Annotated in this window: 30 protein-coding genes and 2 pseudogenes; 14 read left to right on the top strand and 18 right to left on the bottom strand. The window is 55.6% G+C overall.

The annotated features are described in order from the left end of the window. Positions 1-120: 120 nt before the first annotated feature. From ACH107_RS21000 to ACH107_RS20955, 10 genes are all read right to left on the bottom strand, one after another. On the bottom strand, positions 121-429 hold the full coding sequence (locus ACH107_RS21000) for a hypothetical protein (protein ID WP_412507465.1): 309 nt from the start codon (positions 427-429) through the stop codon (positions 121-123). A 27-nt stretch (positions 430-456) separates the two neighbouring features. Then, the gene (locus ACH107_RS20995) at positions 457-798 is read right to left on the bottom strand and encodes a nucleotidyl transferase AbiEii/AbiGii toxin family protein (protein ID WP_412507464.1); all 342 of its coding nucleotides are present in this window, start codon (positions 796-798) and stop codon (positions 457-459) included. Beyond that, positions 795-1061 (bottom strand): hypothetical protein, encoded by a 267-nt coding sequence (locus ACH107_RS20990; protein ID WP_412507463.1) that lies wholly within the window; start codon positions 1059-1061, stop codon positions 795-797. Before ACH107_RS20990 ends, ACH107_RS20995 begins: the two co-directional genes overlap by 4 nt. Positions 1062-1144: 83 nt before the next feature. Next, the gene (locus ACH107_RS20985) at positions 1145-1276 is read right to left on the bottom strand and encodes a hypothetical protein (RefSeq protein WP_412507462.1); all 132 of its coding nucleotides are present in this window, start codon (positions 1274-1276) and stop codon (positions 1145-1147) included. 116 nt (positions 1277-1392) lie between these two features. After that, positions 1393-2079: an RES family NAD+ phosphorylase gene (locus ACH107_RS20980; protein WP_412507461.1), complete on the bottom strand. Its 687-nt coding sequence runs from the start codon at positions 2077-2079 to the stop codon at positions 1393-1395. Beyond that, positions 2076-2492, bottom strand: a complete 417-nt coding sequence (locus ACH107_RS20975) for an antitoxin Xre-like helix-turn-helix domain-containing protein (RefSeq protein WP_412507460.1) — start codon at positions 2490-2492, stop codon at positions 2076-2078. The genes ACH107_RS20980 and ACH107_RS20975 overlap by 4 nt, the downstream gene beginning before the upstream one ends. A 360-nt stretch (positions 2493-2852) precedes the next feature. Further along, entirely contained in the window at positions 2853-3170 is a 318-nt protein-coding gene (locus ACH107_RS20970) for a type II toxin-antitoxin system RelE/ParE family toxin (RefSeq protein ID WP_412507459.1), read from the bottom strand. 4 nt (positions 3171-3174) lie between these two features. Continuing rightward, positions 3175-3429: a type II toxin-antitoxin system ParD family antitoxin gene (locus ACH107_RS20965; protein ID WP_412507458.1), complete on the bottom strand. Its 255-nt coding sequence runs from the start codon at positions 3427-3429 to the stop codon at positions 3175-3177. A gap of 191 nt (positions 3430-3620) precedes the next feature. Continuing rightward, on the bottom strand, positions 3621-4109 hold the full coding sequence (locus tag ACH107_RS20960; protein ID WP_412507457.1) for a hypothetical protein: 489 nt from the start codon (positions 4107-4109) through the stop codon (positions 3621-3623). 394 nt (positions 4110-4503) lie between these two features. Then, positions 4504-4950: a hypothetical protein gene (locus tag ACH107_RS20955; RefSeq protein WP_412507456.1), complete on the bottom strand. Its 447-nt coding sequence runs from the start codon at positions 4948-4950 to the stop codon at positions 4504-4506. A 160-nt stretch (positions 4951-5110) separates the two neighbouring features. On the opposite strand from ACH107_RS20955, the gene ACH107_RS20950 reads away from it, so the two are divergent. Further along, positions 5111-5389, top strand: a complete 279-nt coding sequence (locus ACH107_RS20950) for a hypothetical protein (protein WP_412507455.1) — start codon at positions 5111-5113, stop codon at positions 5387-5389. 11 nt (positions 5390-5400) lie between these two features. Continuing rightward, entirely contained in the window at positions 5401-6189 is a 789-nt protein-coding gene (locus tag ACH107_RS20945) for a YdcF family protein (RefSeq protein WP_412507454.1), read from the top strand. On the opposite strand, the gene ACH107_RS20940 is transcribed toward ACH107_RS20945, so the two are convergent. The 3 genes from ACH107_RS20940 to ACH107_RS20930 all read right to left on the bottom strand — a co-directional run bounded on the left by ACH107_RS20940 (position 6174) and on the right by ACH107_RS20930 (position 8127). Then, positions 6174-6557, bottom strand: a complete 384-nt coding sequence (locus tag ACH107_RS20940) for a type II toxin-antitoxin system VapC family toxin (protein WP_412507453.1) — start codon at positions 6555-6557, stop codon at positions 6174-6176. The two genes, ACH107_RS20945 and ACH107_RS20940, sit on opposite strands and share 16 nt — an antisense overlap. Next, positions 6554-6811 (bottom strand): type II toxin-antitoxin system Phd/YefM family antitoxin, encoded by a 258-nt coding sequence (locus ACH107_RS20935; protein WP_412507452.1) that lies wholly within the window; start codon positions 6809-6811, stop codon positions 6554-6556. Before ACH107_RS20935 ends, ACH107_RS20940 begins: the two co-directional genes overlap by 4 nt. A 158-nt stretch (positions 6812-6969) precedes the next feature. Continuing rightward, on the bottom strand, positions 6970-8127 hold the full coding sequence (locus ACH107_RS20930; protein ID WP_412507451.1) for an MraY family glycosyltransferase: 1158 nt from the start codon (positions 8125-8127) through the stop codon (positions 6970-6972). A gap of 231 nt (positions 8128-8358) precedes the next feature. On the opposite strand from ACH107_RS20930, the gene ACH107_RS20925 reads away from it, so the two are divergent. Next, a complete protein-coding gene (locus tag ACH107_RS20925) occupies positions 8359-8547 on the top strand; it encodes a hypothetical protein (protein WP_412507450.1) in 189 nt (62 codons plus the stop codon). Positions 8548-8575: 28 nt separating this feature from the next. On the opposite strand, the gene ACH107_RS20920 is transcribed toward ACH107_RS20925, so the two are convergent. Continuing rightward, a complete protein-coding gene (locus ACH107_RS20920; RefSeq protein WP_412507467.1) occupies positions 8576-9523 on the bottom strand; it encodes an NAD-dependent epimerase/dehydratase family protein in 948 nt (315 codons plus the stop codon). A gap of 12 nt (positions 9524-9535) precedes the next feature. Here ACH107_RS20920 and ACH107_RS20915 point away from each other — a divergent pair, with 12 nt between their 5' ends. Further along, complete coding sequence (locus ACH107_RS20915; protein WP_412507468.1) at positions 9536-9799, top strand: hypothetical protein; 264 nt, start codon at positions 9536-9538, stop codon at positions 9797-9799. On the opposite strand, the gene ACH107_RS20910 is transcribed toward ACH107_RS20915, so the two are convergent. From ACH107_RS20910 to nusG, 4 genes are all read right to left on the bottom strand, one after another. Continuing rightward, complete coding sequence (locus ACH107_RS20910; RefSeq protein WP_412507449.1) at positions 9772-10071, bottom strand: HigA family addiction module antitoxin; 300 nt, start codon at positions 10069-10071, stop codon at positions 9772-9774. The genes ACH107_RS20915 and ACH107_RS20910 overlap by 28 nt on opposite strands. Before the next feature lie 71 nt (positions 10072-10142). Next, entirely contained in the window at positions 10143-10433 is a 291-nt protein-coding gene (locus ACH107_RS20905) for an addiction module antidote protein (protein ID WP_412507448.1), read from the bottom strand. Further along, positions 10423-10725 carry a type II toxin-antitoxin system RelE/ParE family toxin gene (locus tag ACH107_RS20900; protein ID WP_412507447.1) on the bottom strand — a complete coding sequence of 101 codons (303 nt, stop codon included), beginning with the start codon at positions 10723-10725 and terminating at the stop codon, positions 10423-10425. The genes ACH107_RS20905 and ACH107_RS20900 overlap by 11 nt, the downstream gene beginning before the upstream one ends. Before the next feature lie 69 nt (positions 10726-10794). After that, positions 10795-11307, bottom strand: a complete 513-nt coding sequence (nusG, locus tag ACH107_RS20895) for a transcription termination/antitermination protein NusG (protein WP_412507446.1) — start codon at positions 11305-11307, stop codon at positions 10795-10797. Positions 11308-11508: 201 nt separating this feature from the next. Here nusG and ACH107_RS20890 point away from each other — a divergent pair, with 201 nt between their 5' ends. From ACH107_RS20890 to ACH107_RS20845, 10 genes and pseudogenes are all read left to right on the top strand, one after another. Next, entirely contained in the window at positions 11509-11763 is a 255-nt protein-coding gene (locus ACH107_RS20890) for a type II toxin-antitoxin system RelE family toxin (RefSeq protein WP_412507445.1), read from the top strand. A 5-nt stretch (positions 11764-11768) separates the two neighbouring features. Continuing rightward, a complete protein-coding gene (locus tag ACH107_RS20885) occupies positions 11769-12125 on the top strand; it encodes a helix-turn-helix transcriptional regulator (protein WP_412507444.1) in 357 nt (118 codons plus the stop codon). Between the two features lie 379 nt (positions 12126-12504). Next, positions 12505-12675 (top strand): hypothetical protein, encoded by a 171-nt coding sequence (locus tag ACH107_RS20880; RefSeq protein ID WP_412507466.1) that lies wholly within the window; start codon positions 12505-12507, stop codon positions 12673-12675. A gap of 428 nt (positions 12676-13103) precedes the next feature. After that, on the top strand, positions 13104-13478 hold the full coding sequence (locus ACH107_RS20875; protein ID WP_412507443.1) for a MarR family EPS-associated transcriptional regulator: 375 nt from the start codon (positions 13104-13106) through the stop codon (positions 13476-13478). 156 nt (positions 13479-13634) lie between these two features. Further along, the gene (gene vapB, locus ACH107_RS20870) at positions 13635-13865 is read left to right on the top strand and encodes a type II toxin-antitoxin system VapB family antitoxin (protein ID WP_412507442.1); all 231 of its coding nucleotides are present in this window, start codon (positions 13635-13637) and stop codon (positions 13863-13865) included. After that, positions 13865-14266 (top strand): type II toxin-antitoxin system tRNA(fMet)-specific endonuclease VapC, encoded by a 402-nt coding sequence (gene vapC, locus ACH107_RS20865; protein WP_412507441.1) that lies wholly within the window; start codon positions 13865-13867, stop codon positions 14264-14266. Before vapB ends, vapC begins: the two co-directional genes overlap by 1 nt. Before the next feature lie 175 nt (positions 14267-14441). Then, positions 14442-16265 carry an ABC transporter ATP-binding protein gene (locus ACH107_RS20860; protein ID WP_412507440.1) on the top strand — a complete coding sequence of 608 codons (1824 nt, stop codon included), beginning with the start codon at positions 14442-14444 and terminating at the stop codon, positions 16263-16265. Between the two features lie 42 nt (positions 16266-16307). After that, a pseudogene (locus tag ACH107_RS20855) lies at positions 16308-16718 on the top strand (3-deoxy-8-phosphooctulonate synthase); the annotation flags it as partial. Continuing rightward, positions 16705-17400, top strand: a complete 696-nt coding sequence (locus ACH107_RS20850; protein WP_412507439.1) for a class I SAM-dependent methyltransferase — start codon at positions 16705-16707, stop codon at positions 17398-17400. The pseudogene ACH107_RS20855 and the gene ACH107_RS20850, both read left to right, overlap by 14 nt. 629 nt (positions 17401-18029) lie before the next feature. Continuing rightward, positions 18030-18185: pseudogene (locus ACH107_RS20845) on the top strand (sulfate adenylyltransferase small subunit); the annotation flags it as partial. Positions 18186-18389 lie beyond the last annotated feature (204 nt).

Here is an 18389-nt window from a genome sequence, read left to right as displayed (position 1 = left end):
TTTACAATGCTTTATGATTTATCGCGTTTTCGGCGCCCCTCAAAACTGCCGCCAGCGCGTTGTCCAAGAGAAAGGTTTGCTCGCAGTTCCCTCCGAGGTTTGAGCGGGTCTAACAGCGAACTATTGCGATGAATTGATAGCAGCCTTCAATAGATCGCACGTCTGCTCCCTCGCAGTTTCGCAAAGGGAACCAAACCCTTCATGCACGATCAGTTGAGAAAGTGTCGCACTCGTAAACATGGGATCACTGTTCTGCGCCACATTTAATGCAGCCTCACATTCGGCAGCAAACGGCCTGAGAGCTGCCACTATTTCGTGGTGCCCGAGAGACTGAACGGCCGCAGCGATGTCAAACATGTCGCGCGCCTGCAAACGGCTCCCGCGATACACGACCTTCTTCGCCAGAATCTCTGCTGGAGTCTCGAGCATCACTTGTTGGCCATTCACCTCGGCAGGTCATGCGGCAGGATCTGTCAGTGCTGAACAACAAATGAAATCTATTTCACCTGCATCACCGAAGGATATCTTCAGGGCATGGCCTCCCTCGAGAGAATAGTCACTTGGTGTCAAAGCAAGGTTAAACCCTTGGACTTCCGGATTCAAAAGCGACAAATATTGAGGATCGCTGATGAAAATATCGACGTCGTAGCTTTCACGGTGATCAATTTGGAGCATGAGAGCGGTGCCCCCGCCAAAAGTCCATTCTATCTGACCTAATCCACGCTCTCCTGCTTGTTGCAATAGCGAGTACGCTATATCAAACAGCTCAGACCAACGACTAGACGGCGGTTTGCTCATTCAGTTGAAAGCGCGAGTTTGAATCCAGCAAGCTTGGAAAATTTATTGGCAACTTTGGCTGCCGAGTCAGCATTCACTCCCATTTGCTTAATGAACTTTTTTTGCAGATTTGGTGAGACATCCGAAAAAAAGGAAAACGCCACAGCGTCATATTCATCGGCGCTCTTCGGGTTGACGATTTTTTCGGCAAGCTGCGCAGCTGTAACCGTCACCCCATAAGGGGCGCTTACAGTCGTCAAAACTGTTCCTGTTCCGTGCGCCATCTCTAGACCCTCAACAAGGCTTGCCCTTCATAAGATAGTCATAGTTCGCTTTTTCTGCAATGGCGTTGGTTCAGAGGCGCCTTCTACCCCTTCGGCGGCACGTCCCTCATCGCCGCTTGCAGCAGCAGCGCCACGTTCTCGGCAGTAAACTTGTAGCCCTTGCCGTCGGGTAACATCTCGGCCTCGATTGTCTTGCACAGACCCGCGTCAGGCATTGGCCCCCAACACTCTATGGTGACTAAGTTATGGAGATCATTGATGTGGCCGTTAGTTCGACCGCCATTCGGTCCTTATGGGACTGACAGCGAACCGCAGTCCATACACTTGAACGTCAGGAGAGCTCTCTTTTCTCGTAGATGGTCGATATGGTCTTCCCATCCCAAACGTAACAGAGGTGACGTTCCTGCCGGCAATTTGACAGAAGACGAGGTCGTAACACGGCAACACATTCACCACCTTCGTCTCTTACACTCATGTAGACAATCCCATCGGATCCATTCTCGCGAAGCTGCAACGCCAACCCTTGCGACATACCGTAATCGGTTGGGTGATAGTAAGCAGGATGGCTGGCCTGCAGCCCTCGGATATCATGCAGATTGGCATTCAGATCGACGGCATAGACGCGCATATCCAGCTCCTGCGCTGGCTCATTAGTCGATTGCAGGAATTTAATGCGATGGTGACGCGTTTCCGCTATCGTGGTCTCGATCGACTTGCCCGCGTAGAAAACGCCATAGCTACCGTCTGTGAAGCGGTCACCCTCTGGATTGAGATGCGTGAAGGCTGCCATGATCGCTGAAGTACCAGGGCCAGATACCCGGTCTTCCGACGCTACCAAGGTGATGTCCCCTACCTCGTCACGAAGCCTATCATTGGTCATGGCCTCGATTTCATAAACCGCCTCAAGGTCTGCGGGATCGGCGACTGCCTCAAACAGGCTAATCGGTGGGAAACGGCTTGGCACGATGCGAAAGCATGGCTTCCATTCGACCGCACTCATTTGGATTACGTCGCTCATCCGCGTTGCGCGTCAACATATTGCCGAACAACAAAGAGATCCGCGACATTACCAGACATCATTCGGTCTAGTGCCGACTGCCCACCGAAAGTCTTTGCAGCATTGGGCTTGCGAACCCATTCATCGGCGGTCTTCGGCAGCAGGATGTGCAGCCCCTTGTAGATCCCCAAAATATAAGAGATCCGCTCCAGCGCATCTTTTGGAATCGAAGACACACTGCCCCTCTTCCATGACTGAAATGTTGATCTGCTCTCCAGTCCGAGCAGCCGCATTTGCTCCTGCTCCTGCAGCTTCCAAGCCTCTGCAATCCTGAAGAACGTGCGCAAGGCGGGCCCAGTCAGATCCCTACGGCTCGTCACCTTAACGGTTGTCGTTGATGGCATGATCAGCACCTCCGACGTCAAGATGTTCATAAAATATACATTTGTCAAGTTTTGATTTTATAATAAACATTTCCCATCTGCGCGGCACTCGCTCTGCACCGACTGGTAAGACTGGGTCAGCGGCCAACGGGTCAGCCTTGCTTCCGCGCAAGCACCTATGCCGACGTCAGCGATTTCTACGTCTACTCAAGAGCAGCAACGGCACGGCTCCGCCCCTTCGGCGGCACATCCCTCGGCGCCGCCTGCAGCAGCAACTCCATGTTCTGGGCGGTGAACTTGTAGCTCTTGAGGGAGAAGCCTCGTTGTTCAAACCTCTGGTCACACGCGAATACATAGGCCAGCGGAGACCACACGTCTTGGTCAGAGCTACCTTGCTTGTTCTGGAGCCGTCTAGCCCAAGCCGAAATCCTCCCGAAAGCGATCAATCTGGTGCATGCGCTCGTGCAGGATGGTTACGATGCCGATGTCGCCATTTGAAAGGTGGCGCCAGTAGACGAAATGGCGCTCATAGCGAAAGAAAAAGCCATCGACCCCGAACGCGGCCGGGATGGGTTTTGACACGACACCATGCGCAGCAATGCTGTCGAAAGCGGCGAACAAACCAGTGATGTATTTCTCGGCTTGGTCGTCACCCCATTTGTCGCGCGTATAGCGGTAAATTTCATCCAGGCGATAGGACGCCCCTTCCTGAATGCGTATGGCGCGCATCGGATCAGCCCCGATTCCGCGCGATCACCTCTGCCGCTGTCAGTGGCTTGTAAGTCTCCTCCGGAGCAGCGAATGCATGTGTCAACTCAGCCTTCAACTGATCAAAAGCTTCTGCCTCAGCACGGTCCTTGTCACGCCTAATCAAGTCGCGGATGTACTCGCTGACGTTTTCATAAGAGCCGTCGTCACCAACGTTTGCTGACACGAAGTCACTCAGAGCCCCACGAAGGCGGACAGTCATCGTAGTTGTTCGGGACATGGCGCTTCACCTCAGATTTTACTTGTCTTCAATATACGCAAAAACGAATGCACATCAAGGGCATCACCTCTTCGGCGACACATCCCTCATCGCCGCCTGCAGCAGCGCCACGTTCTCGGCGGTGAACTTGTAGCCCTTGCCGTCGGGCACGCGCGTGGCCTAAATCGGGTCGATATGCGTCGACTTTAATCTCAACTCTGCTCCAAGCTTGCACGTGCATTGATCTTTTGAGCAGCAGACGCCGACGCGAACCAGCCACGTGCCGCGTCCAGCGCATCACGCACTTTGCCGGGCTGATCCTCCAGAGCAGGCAGCATTTCCGAAGCGCGGTACAGACCACCCAGTGATGGAGGTGGCATATCGCGCTTTTGCAAGGCCTGACGAGTCACTTGAAGGCGTGCGGCGACATCCGCCAAACTCACGAGGTCCGGCTTTACTTCTCGGAGTTGCGATCCTGTCGGCAGCGCCGCCAAAACTTGTTTCACGGCCTCTGAAATGACAAGCTCGGCATCTACGCCCACACGCCTGAAGCCAAGGCCCACGAGACCAGATGCCCCGAGACCAACCACCGCATCATCACATCCGGCCTCAAAAAGAGCGTCCAGGATGACATCCTCGTCATCAGTTCCCTTTGGTAGCGAGACTACGATGTCGAATTCGAATTCCACTTCGTCAGCCATCGTCATTCTCCTTGAATACACATCCAGCAGCTTTTCTCAGGAGTTCGCGCGCATGGTTTCGTGGACTTCTGGGCGTGCTCCAGACTGACATCCGACAAAACGTACCAGATCGGCAAGCGTTTCCCTCATTTGCAGGGCAAAGCACATATCCCCATGAATGCGCACTGCGCCCCTTGGCTTCATCTACAGTCCAACCCAAAGCCTCCAGCTCCTGCAAAGCGCTTTCGATGTCCTTGGACGGGTGTTTCTTGCGATCCATCATTTATTCTCTCATAAGGCAGTTGTCAAGCGACAACCATTGAGTTTCGGATAGGTCAGTACACGCCCAGCTCCAGAGGCAGCGCCAATTCTACCGTTATATCAATATTTTCCAAGGAATGCGGAGGCGCCGATTTCAGACTCCGCCCCTCGGCGAAACATCCCTAATCGCCGCCTGCAGCAGCAGCGCCACGTTCTCGGCAGTGAACTTGTAGCCCTTGCCGTCGGGCACACGCGTGGCCGAGATCGGATACTTGGGCCGCCGGGGCTCAATGCCCGCGACGCGGAACCGCTCCCGCCCTGTCGAAAACTCGCGCCCGAAATCGTCTGGCGACAGCCCATACTCCTCGGCCAGCGCCTCGAACAACACGCGTTCCGGATCCAGCGCTGATCCGTCAGGCAGCGGGATGGACACGCGGACGCCGAACTCGAAGTTCCAGCGCAGATCCATGGCCTGCGTGCCCAGACCTTCCGAGACCAGCCCGTGCCTGGCGGCCACCTCGGCGCAGGCCTCCAGCATCTCGGCCTCGATTGTCTTGCACAGGCCCGGTGTCAGATTTCTTGGGGGTGTGATGTCGGACATGGGCGGTCCTTCCTCTTTTACCTCGTTTTACAGCCCTGACACGCGAGTCGCACGGTCGAAACTTAGGATTTTCACAGGCTTTGGCAGGATCGTCACGTTTCATCCGTGACTGGCTTCGTGTAAGGGTTGTGAGACCATTCTGTTACCGAGAACCCCGCCTTTGAAAATCTCTGTCATTACATCTGCTTGGAAATCCGAAGCGACCGTCGGTGAGGCCATTGCCAGCGTCGCAGGCCAAACGCATGCCAACCTTGAGCATCTCATTATAGAAGGCAATTCGGGTGGCGTGAGCAACCGCAACCTCGCCAAGATCCGCCAGAAGATGGCAGAGGATATGCTGGCCATCCGCCGCAACCGCGTGGGCGGCCTTCACACGCTGGCGCTCAAGAACCTGTCCAAGGTTGGCCAGTTTCTCGTCCGTCCGCCCCGTCGCGGCTGATCCGCACCACAATGGACACGACGTTTTTCATCCTCTCCAAGCTGGTCGGTCTGGCCCTGCAGGTCGAGACCTGGCTCGCCATCGGCATGGCGCTGAGCCTGCTGGGCGTGATGCTGGCACGCCCCCGGCTGGCCCGCCGGAGCGGTGGTGTGACGCTGGCTGTGCTTTTGATTGTCGGCCTGTTTCCTGCGGGCGAGGTCTTGCTGCGCCCGCTTGAGGCTGCGTTTCCGCCCCGCGCGGCACCTGCGCAAATTGACGGCATCGTGGTGCTGGGTGGCGTCGAAGACCAGCGGGCAACAGCCGCCTGGGATCAACCGCAGCTGAACGCGGCGGCCGAGCGGCTGACAGCGGCCGCCGCGCTGGCCATTGCGCATCCCGATGCCAGGTTGGTGTTCGCTGGTGGCAGTGGCCGCTTGCGCGACACGGTGGTCGGGCGCCCGCCCATACCCAGCGTGGCGGTAGATTTCTTCTCCTCCCTCGGCATCGATCGAAACCGGATCCGCTGGGACGACCAGTCCCGGAACACGGCCGAGAACGCGAAGTTTTCCTACGACATCGCCGCCCCTGCCCCAGGGGAGACCTGGGTTCTGGTCACCAGCGCGTTTCACATGGGACGTGCGCTTTCCAGCTTTGAAGCGGCTGGCTGGGGCAAGATCACCCCCTACCCTGTAGATTACCGCACAGGGCGCTTCAGCGCTGGCATTGGCTGGGACCTCGCCGGTAACCTCGAGGTCCTGAATATGGCGATCAAGGAATGGGTCGGGCGGTTCGCGTACAGTAAGTATCACAAGGCAGAATGAAGATCGGTTTTGGAGAAATCGTCACCGACGTAGAGCAACGGCGAGCCGCTGCCCTTTGCTGTGACATAGGAGAAGCAATCCCCAAAGTTCAATCCAGCCAGATGGGCGCCCTTGCCCCATTCCGAGTAAACCTCTGCGACTGCGATTGCTCCAGCTGCAGTCAGGGTGTCGATTTCAACTACAATCCCATCAAGCAGCTGCGACATCTCTTCCGACAGTCCCCGTCGCCCAGCGACGATCAGCGCTTCGGCCAGTGTCCCTGCAGATATCTTGAAATCCTCTTCACTTTTCAATAATTCCGCGATCTGGTCTGCCTCGGGCTCTCCCAAAAGCAGAGCCATCAGTGCCGACGTATCGAGAACAATCACTTCGGCAGACCTTGACGATCATAAAGGAAATCTTGGCTCCGTGCCGCCACCGGGCCAGCAGTTACTTTCGCTGCAGCTTTGGCTCGAACAGCGTCAATCAGTTCGGCACGATCTTCTGCAGAAGCCTTGGCATGCATTGCCACCAAGCGCACGACCGCGTGTCCATGCCTGGTCAACACCACTTCTTCACCCGCCTCCGCCCTACGGACAAGATCGGTCAAGCGCGCTTTTGCGTCGGTTATAGCAAGCTGCATGGCTGACTCCTGATTGCCAAATACATTATGGACCAATCAGTGGTCCAATCCAAGTACCAGGCGACACATCCCTCGTCGCCGCCTGCAGCAGCGGCGCAACGTTCTCGGCAATGAACTTGTAGCTTTTGCTGTCGGGCATAAGGCCCCGTACCCAGCGTTCAGACCGGCCAAGCAGGGCCGCCGCCTGCGCCACCGTGATCGTCTGGCCGCGAGTGCGGGGCTCGGACATAGGTCAGGGTCTCCAGGGCAGGCGCGGCACTTTCCGCGTAGATGCGAAACTTGCGGATCAGAACCGGCGCGGCGGCATAGGATGCAAAAAACACGGCTCCGAAACCGACAACAGCCGCGAATGATATGATCGTCTGGTTCCAGAAGACCACTCCAACGACAGGTGGGGCAATGACGAAGGGGGCCAGCACCAATGTGCTCAGCGGATTGGCGATACGGCGTCGCTTGCGCCCCAGAACGCAGATCTCCAAAGCGCGCATGACCATCTGATGGACGTGCAACCTGTCCGGCGCCATGGCGTCCGCCTTGCGACGCGACCGACGGTAAATCGCCACGAGCATATCGGCCACTGGCCAGAACACCACGAGCAAGATCGCCCAGGGTGAGGCCGTGGGCGCCTCAAGGAGGATCGAAATCCCGAACCAGCTCAGCACAAAGCCAAGCGTGTAGGCGCCCGCATCGCCCAAAAAGATCTTGCCAAAGGGGTAGTTGACCAGAAAAAAGCCAAAGACACCGGCGGCCAGCATCATCGCGAGATGCCCCATCTCGGTATAGCCAGCCTTATCCGCAATCACGCTCATCGCCACTGCCGCCACGATCGCCGTCATCGATGCCAGTCCGTTGACCCCGTCGATCATGTTGAAGGCATTCGCGATCCCTGCGGTCAGCAGCAAGGTGAACGGGACCCCGACAGCCCAATACCCCATCACCGCATCCAGACCCGGGATATCGGCACGCGGCAACCAGACACCCAGGAGCAGCACCACCAAGAGGCTGGCGCCCGCGGCCGCAAGCAGGCGCTTGCGCGGCGACACATCAAACCCAAGATCCTCGAGCAGCCCCACGGCGAAGAGCAAAGCGGCTGCCATGCAGAAGTAGGCATATGGCTGCGAGAACGATACCGGCGCAAATATCACACTGAGACCAAAGGCGCTGAAGATGGCGATGCCACCAATTCGCGGCGTTGGTCTTGTATGCATGGATTGCACGGCGCTCAAATCGTGAGCGCGACAACTCACGCGTGGCGTGCGTCGGCCGTAAGCCGCCAGAAGTACGCTGATCGCAAACGATATTGCCAGCAGCGCCACCTCTTGCCAGCCTAAATATGAAGCAACCCAATCAAGCAAAATCTATAATCTACCCCTTCGTCCTACGAGGATTCGCGATACAATCATGGTGCAACTCATATACGAAAGTGCTCTCTCTTACATGATCTGAAACAAAGAAGCTCCCTCACCCCCCCCCCCCCCCCTGTTGCTGAAACATCACACTCCTGGCCAATGGGCCAATCATCAGGGTCTCCGGCGATCGAAGACGCGATGCAGTGCTGCGACTTTGCCAGCTTCGTGACCGCCGGTTGGGAGGCGATGACGCCCTACCCCGTTGATTACCGCACAGGGCGTTTCAGCGCTGGTATTGGCTGGAACCTCGCCGGTAACCTCGAGGTCCTCAATATCGCGATCAAGGAATGGGTCGGGCGACTGGCGTATCGGTTGGCAGGGCGCTGACGCTCAGACATAATCACCGCGCTGAGCGTTATCCCGCGCGCCCGTTCCAGCCGCGGTACCAGTCGACAAACTGCTGCACACCATCCGTGATATCCGTGCGCTGCAGCGGGCCAACCAAGGCTTCGAGCAGGCTTGCATCCGCCCAGGTTGCGCGCACTTCGCCGGGCTGCATCGGCATCAGGTTGCGTTCGGCCGTTCGACCCGTCGCGGCCTCAATGGCTTCGATGAAGTCGGACAGTTGCACCGGCGCGCCATTGCCAATGTTGACAACCCGGTAGGGCGCGACCGGAGACAGGCTGTCCATCGGGCCCACAGCATCTGCGCCAGGGGCTTGCGCCGTGAGCCGGACAATCCCCTCGACGAGGTCGTCAACGAAGGTGAAATCACGCTGCATGTCGCCGTGATTGTAGACGTCGATCGGCTCCCCTTTCAGGATTGCCGACGTGAACTTGAACAGCGCCATGTCCGGCCGCCCCCATGGCCCATAGACCGTGAAAAACCGGAACATGGTCGTCGGCACGTCAAACAGATGTGCATAGGAATGCGCGATGGCTTCGTTGGCCACTTTGGTGGCCGCGTAAAAGCTCATGGGGTGAACCGCCCGATGCTGCTCTGCATAGGGCATCTCGGTGTTTGCGCCGTAGGTTGAGCTGGTCGAGGCCATCATCAGGTGCTTGGGCGGGTATGCTCGAGCGGCTTCAAGGACCTCATGTGTGCCGATCAGGTTCGAGGTCACATAGGACCGCGGCGCATCAATCGAGTATCGAACGCCGGCCTGGGCCGCCAAGTGGATCATTATGTCCGGCTGGAACGTTGCGATCAGCTCGGTCAGGCGTCCCTCTTCCTCGAGCATCCCCGTCTCAAAGGAAAAGCCCGCATGGGACTGCAGGATCGACAGGCGCGCCTCTTTCAGCTCGGGGCTATAATAGGGTGTCATGCCGTCGAAGCCCATGACCTCCCATCCGTCCGCAAGCATCCGGTGCGCCAGATGGAACCCGATGAACCCGGCGGCACCGGTAATGAACGCTTTTCCTGCCAAGACGCTTTCCTCTACAGATTTGTGGCGATGACGCGCGGAGCGTCCGCCCTGCTCGCCAGCAATACCCTGCCGGTTCAGACAAAACCATCGCGCTGCGCCACCTGCGTGAACGCGTCGAGGAATCCCTTGACCGAGCTGGAAACACTGTTTGGCCGCGACGTGTCATCGCCTCGGCATGCCTTTCTCTATGCCACGTCCAATGTCGGCACCTGACTGACATCGATTTCCCGCTCAGCGTGCCACGCGTCATACGCACCCTGCATCCGGATCCAGAACAACGACCCATTGCCAAACAGCTTTCCCAATCGAGCCGCAACCGGCGCGCTAACGGGTTTCTTTTCATTTACAATGTCGTAGAAATGCTGCCGAGAAATGCCAAGCATCTTGGCAAGCTGCGTTTTGCTGTACTCCATGCTCGGCAAGATATCGTCCCGCAGCAATTCACCCGGATGCGTCGGGCAGCGTTTGCGATCTCTTGAGATCATTCTCCGTCCTCCTCAGTGATATTGCTCGAAGTCGACCCGGTAGGCTTCAACCGCATTACCGTATGCCGCGCTTACGCACCCCCAGGCTGCGCAATCAGCTTGATTTTGAGCGAGGCCAAGACCTTGAGAACGGTGCCGAACTCGGGATTCCCGCTCGCACTCAGAGCACGATACAGGCTTTCACGGCTCACTCCCGCGTCGTCAGCCACACGTTTCATACCTTTCGCCCGCGCAACAACACCGATTGCATCGGCGACAAATGCGGGATCTTGCGTTTCCAGTGCGTCTGAGAGGTATCCGGCGATCATGTCATCATTGTCGAGATACTCAGCCGGATCGAAATCTGTGATTTCATGCGTCATTTCCTAGCTCCTTCCAAAGGCAATGCGCCCGAGCGATGTCCCTCTTCTGGCTCTTCTTGTCCCCTCCACAAAGCAGGAGGATGAGCTCATCCCCTTGCTGGCGAAAATAGACGCGGTAGCCTTTCCCCTCATGGATGCGCAGCTCACTTACGCCGTGACCCACCGGTTCGACATCGCCCAAATGCCCGAATTTCAGGCGCTGCAGCCGTCCGGTGATCTTTTGCTTCGCGCGCTGGTCTCGCAGACCCCACAGCCATGTTGAGAACACGTCTGTTTGCCGGATTACGAACATATCATATGTAGCCCACAGGCTACAGATTTTCAAGTGCCTTGTAGAACGGCAGGTCCAGGCGCTTCCGCCTCAAATCGTCCGCAACTGGTCCGCCCCGACCGCCACCCGTTTCTGCCCGCCCATGATCTCCATCAGGACCCAGACGCGGCGATCCGGCGCGATCTGTTCGACCTCGGCCACGAAGTTGGCAAACGGCCCCTTGGTCAGCGCGACCTGATCACCGGGCTTGAGCACCTTTGGCGGCAGCAGCTTGCCGTCGGCGTCGCAGCGCAGCATGATCTGCGAGACCAGATCAAGCGGGACCGGCGCCGGCGCCTTGCCGAAGCTGACCAGCCGGGTGATACCGTAGGTCGAGTTGACCTGCCGCCAGAGGCCGCGCGCCGCATCAAAGGCCACGAAGATGTAGCCCGGAAACAGCGGCCGATCGGCGGTGACGAACTTGCCGTTACGCTGCCGCGTTTCCTCTTCGAGCGGCAGGAAGGTCTGAAACCCCTGCCGCGTGAGGTGCTTGTCCGCGATCCGGGCGCAGTTCGGTTTCAACTGCGCCAGAAACCAGCTTGTGCCGCGCTTATGTGCCGTCATTGTGGCTCCCGATGTCTTTGCACCACGTATCGCTCAAATTCGAGCAAATGCAAACAGGTTTTGCCGAACTGATGTGATCCTTTGACCATCGCCGGATGGCTGCTCTCACGCAGCTGCAGATATCTCGCCAGAGTTTGATCGGGATAACGCCTTTCGAAATGTAGCCATTGACTACAGACTGGGCTCGGGCTACAGAAACATATGAAGGACGTCGTGTACTCGAAAACCGCCCAAAAAGCTCTCATGAGGATGCCGCGAAACTGGGCTCTTCGGATTCGAGACAAGATAAACGCATCCGTCACGGACCCGGCCTCGCAAGCGAACAACGTCAAGGCGCTACGCGGCACAGAAGGCATGCTGAGATTACGTGTCGGGGATTGGCCCGTCGTGATGCGCGATGGTGTCGTGCTCGAAATCCTCGACGTCAAGGCACGCGGCAGCGCCTACAAGGAGTGATGCAGATGAACGATATGGTGACCATTCCCCAAGACGAATACCTCCGCCTAAAGGCGATCGAGGAAGATATGTCTGACCTTCATAGCGCGACCCGAGTGCTGCAGCGGATCGAGGCTGGCACGGAAGAGTTGGTCCCTTCTGCCGTCGTGGATCGGCTGCTCAACGGCGACGCACCACTCGAAGTGTGGCGGGACCATCGCAACCTAACGCAGACCGAGCTCGCGCGATGCTCGGGTGTCAATCGGGTTCAGATCATCGACATTGAAGCAGGTCGCAAGACCGGGTCGGTGATCACTCTGCGGAAATTGGCGGCTGCGCTGCAAATTGACATGGAAGACTTGATCGTCGCCGATGAGAAGTGAGGGTCGGCCCAGGGCCTGAACATCAATTTTCTGGATGTCGCCCCGCAAAACAGAGACCGCGCTTGAGCGCACCGCATCCGTCGGACATCAGCCGACCGGAGTTGAGCGGAAACAGACTGCGACCGCCCCCTACTGCCGATGATGCTGGTGTCGCTCAAATTGGAGGGCGTGCATATCAAGCCTCCTCGACTGATGTGTACCCTGGCCGATTCCACAGAGCCCCCTTAGCGCATTGATATCCTGAAGAAATCCGCACTCTCGACTTGATAGACCCTGCCACCCACGCAAACGTCCCCTGACGCAATTACGGGCATCGGAGACTGAGTTGGACGGCAGCGGGGCGCAACAGGCAGAATTTCGGGCGGCGCAATACGTGCGCATGTCGACCGAGCACCAGCAGTATTCCACCCGGAACCAGGCCAAGATCATCGAGGATTACGCCGAACAGCGCGGCATCGAGGTCATCAAGACTCGAGCAGTTCGACCTAGTCATCAACACCACCACCATGGAAGAGGCGATGGAGCAGCAGGCGCGCGACGGGACCGATGAGCCGGATGCGGCCGCGGACGCGGCGACGCTGGGTGAGGCATCGGGCGGGCTGGCGGCGGAGTAGACGGGCCTGCCGCAGCAACCCCGCCCGGGCGTCTCGATCAGCGTGCCGCCGGGCTCTGTGGCGCCGCCGCCCGGCGGGCTTTGCAGGCGCAGCATTTTGCTGTTGTCTTGGCGTGATTTGTGCAGTACGTTTCAACCACGATACGCAACCGCAACGTGCAGGCATGATCCGTCCGCCCAGCAGACGAAGATCGCGCCACCAACCCTCCCCACCGCCGACATTTCCTGTTGCCTAATGGGTCGGACGCATGTATCGCTCAACACTGAGCAATCATGTCGATTCTGCTTCACATTGCGACACCAGTCACCCCGAGGAGGCCTGCAGGCAGTCCTTGTGCGGTAGCCTGCGCGAAAGTCCCAAAGTCATGACCACCCAGCGTGACAAACTGCGCGAAGACGTGCAGTTCCGTATCCTGCGTCTTCTCCAGGAAAACCCTGAAATGTCGCAGCGCCAACTGGCCAAGGAAGTAGGCGTCAGTACGGGCGGCATCCACTACGTTCTGAACGCGTTGCTGGACAAGGGGCTGCTCAAGCTGGGGAATTTCACAGCGTCTGAGGACAAAAGGCGCTATGCCTATATGCTGACGCCGAAGGGGCTCTCGGAAAAGGCAGCTCTGACCCAGCGCTTTCTGGCTCGCAAGCGGGCTGAATATGTGGCGCTGAAAGAAGAAATTGACGTGCTGGAGCGGGAAGCAGAGCTGGGCGCCGATATGGTGCCGGCCCCGCGCGCTGGGAAATGATTGTTCATAATATCAGGTATCAGTTGCGGAGAGCGGCGTTGGCGGCCCGCATGGGTGGTGTGGTCCGACAGCATTGCACCAAGGTGCGCAGCTTGACGATGGCCGAAGTGTGTACTAAATGTATATACGAGCGAGATTGTAAGTGAGGTGGGAGCAATGGAACGTGGATCAGTGTTCATGACGAACAAGACGCAAGCCGTCCGGTTCCCGAAATCGGTGCGCCTGCCCGAGGGCGTAACCGCGGTCGATATCCATCGCCGGGGTCGCAGCTGGATCATCACACCCACAGAACAGGGCTGGGCTGCATGGTTCGATGGTGAGGGTGTCAGTAGCGATTTCATGGAGGATCGTGAGCAACCCGCGGAGCAGGAGCGCCTTGCGCTCTGATGCTGCGTTACATGCTGGATACGAATATTCTGATCTACACCATCAAGAACAGGCCCGAGGTGGTGAGGCAGAAGTTCGAGGCGCACGCCGGCGAGATATGCGCGTCGAGCGTGACTGCCATGGAGCTTCTTTGCGGCGCCCACAAGTCACAGGCCGTCCGCAGGAATCTCGATGTCATCGAGGGGCTGCTTGATCGCCTTCATCTCATGGACTTCGACCTCATTGCCGCAGAACACGCAGGGCAGATCCGCGCAGAGCTTGCGGCGTCCGGAAATCCGATTGGGCCCTACGATGTCATGATTGCAGGTAATGCGCGCTCCAGAGGCTTGTGCCTCGTCACGAACAATGAAAGCGAGTTCGCTCGCATCAGCGGGCTGCGTCTCGTGAACTGGGCAAAGTGACGCCGAGGCGTTTGCATTTTGGTAATTACACTTTGCTTTATCACGCCTACCGCTTCGCTCCTTGAGGGTTTTTTGTTATCCTACCGCTTCGCTCCTTGAGGACTAAGGATTTGCATTATCGATGGTTTGAAACCTCGTGTTTTACTTCATTTTGACGAAGTGAGCTAAGATTTACATGATTGATCTATCTGTCTGGAAGAAGGGAGGGGAACTCCTCGATGCCACCGAGAAGCGTGAGGCGCTCGGTGTATTTTTCCTAGTCGTGCTCGTGGCTCTTGCGGCGGCTTTAATGGTCGCTTCGATTATGCCGTTTCTCTCGGTTCTGGGCGATCCGTCACGTATCGAAAACGTGTTGGCGCTAAAGTGGTGCTACCAAGCCTTCGGGTTCAACTCGACGTTCTCTTTTCTCATAGCGCTAGGAGTTGGCGCGCTTGTCGTAATTATCAGCGCCACGCTCTTGCAGGTGTTGCGGTCCTACGTTCTATCGCGTTTCGCTATGATGCGTATCCACAGTCTTAGCTATAAGCTTCTGAGCTCTTATCTCAGGCAGCCCTATGAGTTTTTCATCGACCACCACTCAGGCGAGATGGGTACGCAGATCCTGTCTGAGAGCCAGCAGGTTGTCACGCAATTCTTTCTTCCAGCGGCCAATATCGTTGCCTCTGCCTTTTCAATTATTGCGATCACAGGCCTTCTTCTTTGGGTCAACTGGGCCGTCACGCTGGCCTGTTTGGTAGTGCTTGGAACGGTCTACGGCGGGATCTTCCTTTTCAGCAAAAGGATCCTGACACAATTGGGTGAGGTGCGTCTGCAAGCAAATAAGGGGCGCTACAGGATCGCGACCGAAGCACTTGGAGGGGTCAAGGATATAAAGCTCCTTGGGCGTGAAAAATCTTACCTGGAGCGGTTCGAAAAACCCTCGCGTGAAATGGCATGGACGCAGGTAGGGGCCCAGGTTGTTGGCGAAGCACCAAGTTTCGTGCTTCAAGGACTTGCGTTCGGTGGCATGGTCGTGCTCGCTCTCGTTCTCCTCGATCCCGAAGGGATTGAGTCCGGCCAGGCCCTCGGCGGTGTGCTGCCGCTCCTGGGGGTGTTTGCCTTTGCAGGGCAACGGCTGATCCCCGAGTTGCAGCGCGTCTACCAGGGCCTTACGCAGTTGCAGTATGGAAGACCGGCTGTTGAGGCCCTGCACAATGACCTAGTCACACTTAATATTGGGAGCAGTTTACTAGCTACTCCACCCGTCGCGATGGGAATGAGTGCAAACATCACGCTTGAGACAGTGTCCTATTCCTATCCTAATGCTGATCGTCCAGGATTGGCAGGCGTTAGCTTTTCAATAAGGGCTGGTGAGAAGATTGGCGTTGTAGGAAGTACAGGTGCGGGAAAAACGACATTGGCTGATTTGTTGCTTGGACTGATTGAGCCCACGATTGGCGCAATCCGGGTCGACGGCCAAAGGCTTGGGCCAGAGAACCTTCGCGCATGGCAACAGACCGTCGGCTACGTCCCGCAGGACATCTTCCTGATAGATGCAAGCGTTACCGAAAATATAGCTCTTGGAATGGCGCCGGAGGAGGTGGACATTGACCGTCTAAGCCGTGCTGCACGGATCGCCAATATTGATGCCTTCGTCATGAATGACTTGCCTCAGGGTTACGATACGATCGTTGGCGAGCGAGGCGTGCGGCTTTCCGGCGGGCAGCGTCAGCGTATAGGGATCGCTCGCGCGCTCTACCACGATGCCGACCTGATCGTACTCGACGAAGCCACGAGTGCGCTAGACAACCTAACCGAGCGTGAGGTCATGGCCGCTATCGACGCGCTGCCAGAGGAGAAGGCCGTGGTGATGATTGCGCATCGTCTCAGCACCGTTCAACGCTGCGACCGCATCGTTGTGATGGAAGAAGGCCGCGTGGTCGGTTGCGACACTTGGGAGGCCCTGCTGGCCGAGAACACTGTTTTTCAGAGGATCGCCAGAACATATGACGCTGCCTGACCTACGGTCTCTATTGAAAGCTCGGAGGTACAATTTCCGGAATGTATGGGCAATGTTGCCGAAAAAATAGCCAGCACGGGAAATGATGTGATTATGCTGTGTGATCGCGGCACATCGTTCGGGTATAACACATTGGTTAGTGATTTCCGTGGCCTGCCCACCATGGCGCAAACAGGATATCCAGTCGTATTTGATGCAACACATTCAGTGCAACAACCCGGTGGACAAGGGACCACCTCGGGCGGACAGCGCGAATTTGCACCGTTTTTGGCACGCGCGGCATGTGCCGTTGGTGTGTCCGCTTTATTCATTGAAACTCATCAAGATCCAGATAATGCCCCGTCAGATGGCCCAAATATGATCCCCATCGATCAGATGGCGCAATTGTTCGCAACGTTGCGTCATTTCGACGAGTTCGTTAAAAAAGAGGAAAAAAATGATGCTGTCAGTTGAAGAGATACGAAACAATTGGTTACGCGATACATTGGGTCGATTACCGGCGGGGGAGTCGATACTAGATGTAGGTGCAGGTGAGCAGCAATATAAAAAACATTGTTTACACCTAAAATACATAGCTCAGGATGTTGCTGAATATAACGGCGAAGGGGATAGTACTGGATTGCAAACTGGCGTATGGGATACGTCGCACTTAGACCTTGTTTGCGATCTTTATGATATTGACGAGAGCACTACATATGATAACTTGATGTGCACTGAGGTATTGGAGCACGTTGTTGACCCAGTGCTAGCCTTTGAAAAGTTCTCTAAATTGGTAAAACCTGGCGGCAAACTAATTATAACGGCGCCTTTTAACAGTTTAACGCACTTTGCACCTTACCATTTTGCTACTGGTTTCAATATTTATTTTTACAAGCATCATTTTGAGCGTTTAGGCTTTGAGCTCTCCCAAATTCGTGCCAGCGGAAACTATATTTCATATGTAAACAGCGAAATTAAGCGACTCAACTATATCATTTCTCACTATAATATTGTGGAACCAAATCGGATTTTCCGAAAAATTCTAACAAGGCTGTTAACGAGATATTTGAATAAGGTTGAAAAAACTTCCGACGCTAATAATACTAGTAGCTTAGGGTGCTATGGTTACTTTGTAATAGCTATAAAAAAAGATTAAACGTATGTTAATACTTTCAAGAATTGATCTATTTTGGAAATTTGTACCAACACAAAATATTTTATTTTTCGCGCTAATTTTTTGTATTGTCATAATTATGGATACGTTCATTATCCTTATTTCGCCTGATTTGTTTGCAATGGTTGCAGGTAAGGTTAGTAACTTGGTATCAAGCTTTGGAATGTTTTCCAACATATCCACACACACCGCATTTATTATTTCCGTATTGTTGCTATTGATAGTAAGTACTGCTCGGATATATTGTTATTGGATACAAATTAAAATCGCGCAAAATACCGGACTTAACTTAACATTATTTCTAAATAATAATATTTTAAGATTGAAGCATAAGCTAGATGACCAATATGAGGAAAGCCAACTAATTTCGCTGCCTACGCCACGTGTTAATGGGCTGGTTGCAGAGATTATTTTCCCACTAATAAACCTCTGCGCCAATTTTATTTCAATTCTTACGATACTTGTCTTTATCACGTATCTCTTGGGTCCACTATTTCTAATGTTAAACATCGTCCTCTTTTCAATCTATGGAGGCCAAGTGCTACTAAATAGATCCGAAATGAAATCAATTAGTTCGCTATTTTCTCAGGCTCAAGCACAAGCACTCAATGTATCCGCTAACCGGTGCCGTTGAATCACAGGCAACGACATTGCCAGAAGTGATCCAAGAAATGCTGCTGACCACCACATCCGAACGCCAAGGCCGCGCCATTGACCATGATGCGGGTGCGTCCATGGAAATCAAAAAAAAGCAGGGGTATTTTTAATGACTGATCAGGTATACAAAACCGATGCCCTGATTGCGCGCGATATTGATGGGCACCTCGAAAAATTGCCCTGAACCCGGCGCTGCGGTATGATGGGGTGGCAAACCGTGATGGGGGTAAGACGATGGCGCAGATGGGTTTCTTTGATCTTTCGGACCGGTATGCGAGCCTCGATGCCAAGCGCGATCCGTTGGTCGAGATCGA

The sequence above is a fragment of the Roseovarius halophilus (ex Wu et al. 2025) genome (assembly GCF_047086965.1).
This window is presented reverse-complemented; position numbering and strand designations above follow the sequence as displayed.

Coding starts and splice junctions, on each gene's coding strand:
- ACH107_RS20900 (WP_412507447.1), bottom strand. CDS start 10,725: ATGTTCGTAATCCGGCAAACAGACGTGTTCTCAACATGGCTGTGGGGT.
- ACH107_RS20905 (WP_412507448.1), bottom strand. CDS start 10,433: ATGACGCATGAAATCACAGATTTCGATCCGGCTGAGTATCTCGACAAT.
- ACH107_RS20965 (WP_412507458.1), bottom strand. CDS start 3,429: ATGTCCCGAACAACTACGATGACTGTCCGCCTTCGTGGGGCTCTGAGT.
- ACH107_RS20875 (WP_412507443.1), top strand. CDS start 13,104: ATGACCACCCAGCGTGACAAACTGCGCGAAGACGTGCAGTTCCGTATC.
- ACH107_RS20915 (WP_412507468.1), top strand. CDS start 9,536: ATGGAACCCGATGAACCCGGCGGCACCGGTAATGAACGCTTTTCCTGC.
- ACH107_RS20925 (WP_412507450.1), top strand. CDS start 8,359: ATGCAGTGCTGCGACTTTGCCAGCTTCGTGACCGCCGGTTGGGAGGCG.
- ACH107_RS20850 (WP_412507439.1), top strand. CDS start 16,705: ATGCTGTCAGTTGAAGAGATACGAAACAATTGGTTACGCGATACATTG.
- ACH107_RS20970 (WP_412507459.1), bottom strand. CDS start 3,170: ATGCGCGCCATACGCATTCAGGAAGGGGCGTCCTATCGCCTGGATGAA.
- nusG (WP_412507446.1), bottom strand. CDS start 11,307: ATGACGGCACATAAGCGCGGCACAAGCTGGTTTCTGGCGCAGTTGAAA.
- ACH107_RS20955 (WP_412507456.1), bottom strand. CDS start 4,950: ATGTCCGACATCACACCCCCAAGAAATCTGACACCGGGCCTGTGCAAG.
- vapB (WP_412507442.1), top strand. CDS start 13,635: ATGGAACGTGGATCAGTGTTCATGACGAACAAGACGCAAGCCGTCCGG.
- ACH107_RS20890 (WP_412507445.1), top strand. CDS start 11,509: ATGAAGGACGTCGTGTACTCGAAAACCGCCCAAAAAGCTCTCATGAGG.
- ACH107_RS20995 (WP_412507464.1), bottom strand. CDS start 798: ATGAGCAAACCGCCGTCTAGTCGTTGGTCTGAGCTGTTTGATATAGCG.
- ACH107_RS20910 (WP_412507449.1), bottom strand. CDS start 10,071: ATGATCTCAAGAGATCGCAAACGCTGCCCGACGCATCCGGGTGAATTG.
- ACH107_RS20880 (WP_412507466.1), top strand. CDS start 12,505: ATGTCGACCGAGCACCAGCAGTATTCCACCCGGAACCAGGCCAAGATC.
- ACH107_RS20975 (WP_412507460.1), bottom strand. CDS start 2,492: ATGAACATCTTGACGTCGGAGGTGCTGATCATGCCATCAACGACAACC.
- vapC (WP_412507441.1), top strand. CDS start 13,865: ATGCTGCGTTACATGCTGGATACGAATATTCTGATCTACACCATCAAG.
- ACH107_RS20885 (WP_412507444.1), top strand. CDS start 11,769: ATGAACGATATGGTGACCATTCCCCAAGACGAATACCTCCGCCTAAAG.
- ACH107_RS20985 (WP_412507462.1), bottom strand. CDS start 1,276: ATGCCTGACGCGGGTCTGTGCAAGACAATCGAGGCCGAGATGTTACCC.
- ACH107_RS20960 (WP_412507457.1), bottom strand. CDS start 4,109: ATGGCTGACGAAGTGGAATTCGAATTCGACATCGTAGTCTCGCTACCA.
- ACH107_RS20980 (WP_412507461.1), bottom strand. CDS start 2,079: ATGAGCGACGTAATCCAAATGAGTGCGGTCGAATGGAAGCCATGCTTT.
- ACH107_RS21000 (WP_412507465.1), bottom strand. CDS start 429: ATGCTCGAGACTCCAGCAGAGATTCTGGCGAAGAAGGTCGTGTATCGC.
- ACH107_RS20920 (WP_412507467.1), bottom strand. CDS start 9,523: ATGCTTGCGGACGGATGGGAGGTCATGGGCTTCGACGGCATGACACCC.
- ACH107_RS20945 (WP_412507454.1), top strand. CDS start 5,401: ATGGACACGACGTTTTTCATCCTCTCCAAGCTGGTCGGTCTGGCCCTG.
- ACH107_RS20935 (WP_412507452.1), bottom strand. CDS start 6,811: ATGCAGCTTGCTATAACCGACGCAAAAGCGCGCTTGACCGATCTTGTC.
- ACH107_RS20990 (WP_412507463.1), bottom strand. CDS start 1,061: ATGGCGCACGGAACAGGAACAGTTTTGACGACTGTAAGCGCCCCTTAT.
- ACH107_RS20860 (WP_412507440.1), top strand. CDS start 14,442: ATGATTGATCTATCTGTCTGGAAGAAGGGAGGGGAACTCCTCGATGCC.